The 8,153-nt window shown below is 70.3% G+C and carries 6 protein-coding genes; 3 read left to right on the top strand and 3 right to left on the bottom strand.

Annotated elements, in window-relative coordinates:
• Positions 1 to 33 precede the first annotated feature (33 nt).
• Positions 34 to 1,692, bottom strand: a complete 1,659-nt coding sequence (locus ACFXMF_RS45275) for an MFS transporter (RefSeq protein WP_379989756.1) — start codon at positions 1,690 to 1,692, stop codon at positions 34 to 36.
• 495 nt (positions 1,693 to 2,187) lie between these two features.
• Here ACFXMF_RS45275 and ACFXMF_RS45270 point away from each other — a divergent pair, with 495 nt between their 5' ends.
• Entirely contained in the window at positions 2,188 to 2,931 is a 744-nt protein-coding gene (locus tag ACFXMF_RS45270) for a TetR/AcrR family transcriptional regulator (RefSeq protein ID WP_360310005.1), read from the top strand.
• Positions 2,932 to 3,007: 76 nt separating this feature from the next.
• Here the strand turns inward: ACFXMF_RS45270 and ACFXMF_RS45265 are convergent, their stop codons facing one another.
• Positions 3,008 to 3,469, bottom strand: coding sequence for a nuclear transport factor 2 family protein (locus tag ACFXMF_RS45265; protein ID WP_379989757.1), 462 nt, complete (start codon positions 3,467 to 3,469; stop codon positions 3,008 to 3,010).
• A gap of 312 nt (positions 3,470 to 3,781) precedes the next feature.
• Positions 3,782 to 4,717 (bottom strand): aldo/keto reductase, encoded by a 936-nt coding sequence (locus ACFXMF_RS45260; RefSeq protein WP_379989758.1) that lies wholly within the window; start codon positions 4,715 to 4,717, stop codon positions 3,782 to 3,784.
• A 383-nt stretch (positions 4,718 to 5,100) separates the two neighbouring features.
• Here ACFXMF_RS45260 and ACFXMF_RS45255 point away from each other — a divergent pair, with 383 nt between their 5' ends.
• Positions 5,101 to 6,324 (top strand): DegT/DnrJ/EryC1/StrS family aminotransferase, encoded by a 1,224-nt coding sequence (locus ACFXMF_RS45255; RefSeq protein WP_360310011.1) that lies wholly within the window; start codon positions 5,101 to 5,103, stop codon positions 6,322 to 6,324.
• A 472-nt stretch (positions 6,325 to 6,796) separates the two neighbouring features.
• On the top strand, positions 6,797 to 8,153 hold a 1,357-nt coding region (locus tag ACFXMF_RS45250), incomplete at its 3' end, for an MMPL family transporter (protein ID WP_380021215.1).

Below are 8,153 nucleotides of genomic sequence, written 5' to 3'. Positions count from 1 at the left end.
ACGTCCCGGCGATCACCCGGTCCTCCCGCCCCGTCAGCCCGAAGCGGCCGTGACGCGCTCGTCCGTCGCGGCGACGATGTCGGATGCCGTGCCGCCCGTGGCAGGTGTGCGGCCGGACTTCAACAGGAGCGCGATCACGGTGCCCAGACCACCCGCCGCGGCCACGACCCACAGCGCGGTGGTCCAGCCGGCGTCGGTGTACACCTGGGGAATGTCCGTCGTCACGGTGCCCTGCCCGGTCGGACCGGGGGAGACCGTTCGGAAGGTGTGCGCGGACAGGACCGCGGTGATGATCGCGGTTCCCACGGCCGCCCCGAACGACTGCGCGACCGCCAACATCCCTGCCCCGACGGCGGATTCGCGTTCGGGGACCGCCTCGACGACGAGGTTGTTGGCGGCGGAGTAGTAGAACCCGAAACCCACGCCGTAGACGGTGTAGAAGACGAGCACGGTCACCCAGTGTCCATGCCACAGTGCCAGCAGCCCGGCGGAGGTCCCCATCACGGCCATCCCCGCGATCAGCGGCCCGCGCAGGCCCGAGGCACGCCCCCACATCCCCGCAGCCGGCCCTGCGGCCATGCTGGTTGCCGACATGCCGATGGTGATGTGGGCGGCGAAGGCAAGGAGGCTGAAGCCGAACCCGTAGCCGAGGTCGCCCTCGAAGGTGATGATCTGCCGCATGACCTCCACCGGCTGCCCGGCGGTCGCCGCGGCACCGGCCAGGATCTGATCCTTGATCGCCGAGGCGTCGGTCTGGGCCATGTACGGAACGATGTAGCCGATCCCGCCGATCACCACGTTGGCCAGGAATCCGACGGCCAGCACCATCGAGACCTTGGACGAACGCAGCAGGTGCGGACTCATCATCGGCGACGGGGTCTTCGTCTCCCATACCGCGAACAGGCCCAGCACGATCAGACCGACCGTGAGATACGCCCAGGCACTCGGCCGACTCCAGCCCCAGGTCTGGCCGTTGCTGATGTACACCAGGGCGAGTGCCACACCGCCGCCGAGCAGGATCGCACCGACCCAGTCGAGTCTCTCGTGCGCCCGCACACTGCTCTCCGGGACGAGCAGCAGCATGAGCGGGATGATGACCGCCCCGTACACCACCAGGAACCAGAACAGCGAGCGCCAACTGTACTGGTCGGTGAGGGCGCCGCCGACGAACGGGCTGAGGATGCCCGAGAAGCCGAAGCCGGCCGCCAGGGCGCCGATCGCGACCGGGACGTACCGACGGGGCAACAGGTCGCGGAGCAGCCCCACGGCGATCGCGGTCATCGCGAAGGCGGTCGCCTGCAGGGCCCGGCCGACCAGGAACAACGCCCAGGAGTCGGTGACGGCGCACAGGATTGATCCGACCAGGAAGCCGACACTGCACATCAGCATGATCCGACGCTTGCCGTAGAGGTCGGCGAGCTTACTGACGATGGGGGTGGTCGCGCCGCCGACCAGGGCGATGATGATGACCATCCAGCCCAGGTTGCCACCCACCTCCGGCCAGGAGGCCCCGACCTTCTGTACGGCGGGCAGGACCATCGCGTATTGGAGGGGGACGACCTCGGCGAACAGGATGACGACGGCGGCCACGGTGACGATGCGCGCCTTGGATGCGCCGTCCAGGCGCCCGACGCCCGTTCCGCGCCTTGGGGTGGCGTCCGGCGGTGGGCTGGGTTGTGCGTTGCCGGCCATGAATCCTCTTCTCGGCATTGCGCGACCGCCGCCGATCGAGGGGATCGACGGGGACGCCTGCGGGGGTGAGCCGTCGGCCCGAAATTTTCGGGCCGGGGGGCGAAATACGGAGCGGCGCGGGCGCCGCGTCCGATGGAGGAACGGGCGCAGAAATTAACATAGGATGTACGCAAAATAAAGAGGTCCATACCGGACGGGCCCGCCACGAGAGCCACCTCGGGCCGCCGAAACGGCACGGGGCAGCCCCGCCGGTCCGGCGCAGCCGCCCCGTGCCCTTGCCCCGTGCTCGGTGCAGGGCGTGGTTCTGCGCCACCGGCCCGCGGGGCAGCGCCGGCGGCTTCCCGGGTCGGTCGGCCGTCGGAGCCGCGTCCGGAGGCGCCGACGACGCTTCCCGACTCACCGACATCGGGCGCTGCCGGCACCGATTTTGTGGGATGCGTACGCTTGTCCCGCGGATGATGGGCGCCGGTGGGGCGTGGCGAAAGGACGGAGCTCATGGTCGAGTCGTCGGGGGAGGCGCCTTCGCGCGGTCGGGGTCGGCCGCCGCGGCTGTCGCGCGGGCAGATCGTCGACGCGGCGGTGGCGTTGGTGTACCGGGATCCGGGGGCGCCGTTGACGATCAAACGGGTGGCGGAGGCGGTGGAGTCGGCGCCGATGGCGCTGTATCGCTATTTCCCCGATCGTGACGACCTGTTGTACGCCGTGGCGGACCGGGTGGCGAGCGACATGGAGTTCGACCGGCCGACCGGTTCGTCGTGGCGGGAGGAACTGCACGAGTGGATGTGGATGAGTCTGGAGCACCTGCGGCCGTATCCCCAGTTGCTTCCCTACATCACGTCGACCCGGCAGCCCGCCTGGTTGCCGGCGATCATGCTGTTGACCGAGATCCTGGCGCCACTGGAACTGGGGGACGAGGACCTGGCGTTGGCGGTCGCGCTGGTCAGCACGACGATCGTCGGCCAGGCGACCCTGGCGGCTCGGCGTGCCCCGGCCCCGGAGATGGCATCGGTCCTGCGGGAGGCGTTGGATCGCGCCGACGAGGGTGCCCGCGCGCGGGTCGGCCCGGTCCTGGCGCACCTGCCGGGCGCGTTCGAGCGACTGTACGACGAGGTCGTCGAGAGCACGATCGCAGCGCTCGAGTCCTTGAGCGGCGCCCCCGCCGGACCGGCCCACGCGCCGGGGCCGGGCCGGCGGGCCGTGGCGTCGACCCCCTTGTTCAGCAACCCCTCGCCCTGGTAGACGTCTCGCGCGGCGGGCGGGGTTTGGCCGGCGAGGCTACGGAGGCGCCGCGCGAGCGGACGTTCGAGAAACCTGGTCAGGCCAGGTCGGGTGGTGTCGTCGGGTGGTCCAGGGTGAATTCCCGCCGCCGGATGCGCCACCCGTTCGGTGTGCGCGTCACGTGGTCGACGAACCGGCCCGTGGTGTTGACGCGGCCGCTGTCGTCGGCGCCGGTCCGCAGCATGCCCAGCATGTAGTAGTGCACGGCCGCGCCCTCACGGGTGGGCTCGATCCACAGATTGCTCACGACGTGCCAGGCGTGGCCCTGCGTCCAGGTCCGGGTGTCGCGCGCGTGCCGTATCTGGGCTTCCAGGCCCCGGTATTCACCGATGCCGACGAGCGTGGTCACCACGTCCGCGGTGAACAGGTCGGCGAACCCTTCGTACCGGGCGTAGTCGGAGCAGTGACAGAACCTCGCGGGCAACTCGGCGATCTCCAGCCGATCCGCGGCCGACAACGCGTGGGCGCCGTCCGACCCGATGCCTTCCCGGGCGCTCATCGGGCGGCCGTCGCATGCGCGGGGAGGGCACGGCGCAGACGCGCGGCGGGCTTGCGAACGGGACGGACGTCGAGACGATCGCACCCGGGCTCGACAGCATGTATCGAGACGTACAAGAGACTTCTTCCTTCCGTTGTCGTGGTGACGCGACGTCGAAGCCGCGCCGGGTCGGGGACGCGACCGGTTGTCTTGCATCCGGCAGCCGGGGCTCGCGGGCGCGCGAGGACTCGGCGGGACACGGCGACACGCTCGAAGCGGACCGGCGGTAGCGGCCGGGCGCCACGGGCGTGAGCGGGGCGGGTGATCGGCACGTTACGCGGGAGCCACGGCGGACTCGATCGCGGCGACGAGATCCGGCGGCAACGCCACCAGCGCCTCGGCGTTGCGGAAGACCTGCTCCGCCGAGGTCGCGCCCACCAGGACCGAGGGGACGGACGGCCGACTTGCCAGCCAGGACAGGGCCAGGCTCACCAGGTCGTGCCCGGATTCCCCGGCGAGCGCGCGCAGGCGCTCCACGGCGGCGAAGTTCTCGGGCGTGGCGACGGAGGCGAAGTAGGGGAGATCGGCCAGACGTGACCCCCGGGGGTAATCCGCGCCCTGCCGGTACTTGCCGGTCAACAGGCCGGACGCCAACGGGAAGTAGGGGATGACGCCGACCCCGAAGTGCTCGGCGGCGGGGACGAGTTCGCTCTCGGCGGCGCGGTTGAGCAGGTTCCATTCGACCTGCACGGCGCAGAATCGGGCGAGCCCGTGCGCGTGGGAGACGTGTACGGCGTCGGCCAACTGCCAGGCCGACACGTTGGAGACCGCCGTGTAGCGCACCTTCCCGGCGCGGGTCAGGTCGTCCAGGGCGCGCAGCGTCTCCTCGACCGGAGTCGTGTTGTCGGGGTAGTGCTGGTAGTAGAGGTCGATGTGGTCCGTGCCGAGTCGGCGCAACGTGTCCTCGCAGGCGCGGACGAGGTGCCGCCGCGAGGAGCCGCCGCCGTGGGGACCGGGTGCGATCGGGGCGCCGAACTTCGAGGCGATCACCGCGTCGGACCGGCGGGCACCGAGTGCCTTTCCGAGGATCTCCTCGGAACGACCCTTCGCATAGACGTCTGCGGTGTCGAAGAGCGTGATGCCGGATTCCAGGGCCGCGTCGACCACCTTCGTTGCGGCGGCCTCGTCGATCTTCATCCCGAAGTTGTTGCAGCCCAGGCCCAGCGAGGACACCTTCAGGCCGGACCGGCCGACTGTTTCGTATTGCACGCGTGCTCCTCGGTGGAGATCGGTCGGGGGAGGCGAATCGATGCACGAGTACGTCACCGGTTCGCCGAGTGGGCGTAGGTCTGTCGTGGGTCGCGGTCGAGGAGCTTGCCGTTGGGGTTCTCGGCGAGGGCCTCGACGGCCACGACGTTATGTGGGCACGTCGAAGCCGGCGAGGTGGGTGCGGCAGGCGCCCGCGGTGCGGACCGGGGGCGATCCGGCCCGCTGCGGGGATATGTGTAACCGTTACACGAAATCTGGATGGGATCAAGCGTCGGGACGGCTTGTAGGTCCATCATGGCTATGATAGCTATGAAGTCATCGACGGATCGGGTGGCCGCCGCCCGGTGTCGACTCCCAATGGCCCACCGACGAAGAGGGACTCCATGAGCGAGCAGAAGCGCGTGGTCTACACGACCGCCGTCTACGACCAGGCCGAGATCGATGCCGTCGTCTCGGTCCTGACCGAGGGGCAGAACGGGCTGCGGGTCGGTCCGCGCGTCGCCGAGATGGAGCGCAGGGTCGCCGACCTGTTCGGCAAGCGCCATGGCGTGATGGTCAGTTCGGGCTCGGCGGCGTTGTTCCTGGCCGTCGACCTGCTCGATCTGCCGCCGGGGTCGGAGGTGATCACCTCTCCGCTCACCTTCTCCACCGACCTGTCCTGCCTGCTGCGGGCCGGGCTGGTCCCGGTCTTCGTCGACGTCGAACCGGACACGTTCCAGATCGACGTCACCCGCATCGAGGAGATGATCGGCGAGCGGACGCGGGCGATTCTGGTGCCGAACCTGGCGGGCAACGCGCCCGACTGGGACGCGATTCGTGACATCGCGGACCGGCACGGCCTCAAGGTCGTCGAGGATTCGTGCGACGCGGTCGGGTCGACGCTGCGGGGAACGCCGACCGGTACGCGGGCCGACATCTCGGTGACGAGTTTCTCGCTGTCGCACATCATCACTGCGGCCGGCAGCGGCGGCATGGTGATGCTCGACGACGACGAACTGCGGGACCGCTGCCTCACGTTGCGTGGTTGGGGGCGCCGCTCGGAGGCGCAACTGTTCGGCTCCAAGGCCGGGTCGCGCGACTTCTGGACGGACCTGGACGGGATCGACTACGACAACATGTTCATCTTCGACGAGGTCGGCTGGAACTTCCTGCCGAACGAGCTCTGCGCGGCGTTCGGCGTCGAGCAGGTCAAGAAGCTGGACCGCAACCACGCCCGCAGGCAGCACAACTTCGACCGCTACACCGAGGTGCTGCGTCGGCACCCGGACCTGTTCACCACCCCGCGTCAACTGGAGGGGTTGCACACGGCGTGGTTGTCGTACTGCTTCCTGATCAGGCCGGACGCCGGTTTCGGGCGCAGCGACCTCCAGCAGTTCCTGGAGGCGCGGGGTATCGACACCCGCGTGGTGTGGACGGGCAACGCCGTGCGGCAGCCGTTCATGAAGGACGCGGCCTTCCGTCAGCCCGAGGGCGGACTTCCCGGTGCCGACCACGTGATGGAGTTCGGCATGCTCATCTCCTGCAACCACGGTCTCACCGACGAGATGATCGACCACGTGGGCCGGCAGATCGACGCGTTCGTGACCGAACGCCTCGGCGCGGGTTGATACATCGGCGGACGAGGCCCGACGGGGCGCCCGGCGGGGCCGGTGCCGGGGGGCCGTCGGGCCGGTAGGTGAAGGTGCCGGACGCTCATCGGTGGGCTGGGCAGGGGGATGGCCTTGGGGACTCGGGCCCGGTGCGATCGGGCGCGGGCGGATCGTGGTCGCCCCCCGGGGCGTCGCGGCCGATGATGCGGCGGAAGTCCGCTTGCCCTGTCCGTCCTGGGCAAGACGTGCGCGCACGGGAAGGGGTGGCGAGGGCGCCGCGCGTCTACCGCGGTGGTGTCGGTGTCTACTGCGTTCGCAGCAGACGCAAGTGTCTACGGCCGGGCAACGACACGCGGCCGTCGACGCGCGAGGGTTGACCAGGGCGGATGCGACCGATTGCCACGGTTTTCGTCGTCCGCCCCGGAACCTGTCCCCGACGCCGGCGTCCGCACGCGGCGTACGTGGGAGACACCCCTTCCTCGGAGGTTCGATGTCCGCGCTTGCCCGCTGGTGCCACAAGCACCGGATCCTGGTTGTCGTGTTGTGGGCGGGGGTCCTCGCAGCGCTGGCCGTCTCCGCCTTGTCCGCCGGAGCGAAGTACGCCAACGACTCGACCATGCCGGACACCGAGTCGGCGACCGCCATCAAGCTCATGCAGGCCAACGCACCGGCCGCGGCCGGCGCCGGCGGGACCATCGCCTGGCGCGTCGACGCCGGCACCGTGACCGACGCGGGCGTGCGGGATCCGATGACCGCGGCCCTGGATCGCGTCGCCCACTCTCCCGGCGTGGCCGCGGTGGTCGGCCCGTACACCGATGCGGGTGCGAAACAGGTCAGCCCGGACCGGCGCATCGCCTACGCCACGGTGAACTTCACCCGGGCCGGCGGTGATCTCGACAAGGCCGAGGTACAGGCCGTGGAGGACCTGGCGACCTCCGTACGCAGCGCCGGCCTGCATGTGGAACTGGGCGGCCGCGCGTTCACCGAGACGGCCGCGGTGTCGAAGTGGAGCGAGATCATCGGCATCGGCATGGCCGCACTGCTGCTCTTCGTGGTCTTCCGCTCCGCGTGGGCCGCGGCCCTGCCGGTGATCACCGCGGTGGCCGGTGTCGTCACCGCGCTGATGGCCACCATGTTGCTCAGCCACGTGCTGACCCTCGCGGATGTCACGCCGACCCTGGGGGCGTTGATCGGCCTGGGGGTGGGCATCGACTATGCGCTGTTCATCGTCAACCGACACCGCGGCAACCTCATGCGAGGCGACGACGTGGCCTCCTCGGTCGCCAAGGCCCTGGACACCTCCGGACGGGCGGTCGTCTTCGCCGGACTGACCGTGGTCATCGCGCTGCTGGGGATGTTCACCCTCGGGATCGGCATCCTGAACGGCATGGCGTTGGGCGCGGCGCTGACCGTGCTCGCGACCGTGTCGGCAGCCGTCACGCTGCTACCGGCGTTGCTCGGCCTGTTCGGGACCCGGGTGCTCAGCCGCCGCCAACGCCGCGACCTGGCCGCACACGGGCCGCGCCCGGACAAGGACGACGGCAGCGGGTTCTGGGGCCGCTGGGCCGCGCGGGTGCGGCGCCACCCGAAGGGGCCGGCCGTCGTGGCCGTGGTCGTCATGGCGATCGTGGCGATCCCGGCGCTGTCCCTTCGGCTCGGCGCGGCCGACGCGGGCAACAACCCGCCGGCCTCGTCCAGCCGAAAGGCCTACGACATGCTCGCCGACGGCTTCGGCCCCGGCTTCAACGGTCCGCTCCTGCTGGCTGCCCAGACCCCGGACGGCGCGGCCCGCCAGGCATTGAGCGGTCTGGTCGACCGTCTCGACACCGTCGACGGTGTCGCGGCCG

The organism is Embleya sp. NPDC059213 (assembly GCF_042754445.1).
Classification (GTDB): Bacteria; Actinomycetota; Actinomycetes; order Streptomycetales; family Streptomycetaceae; genus Embleya.
This window is presented reverse-complemented; position numbering and strand designations above follow the sequence as displayed.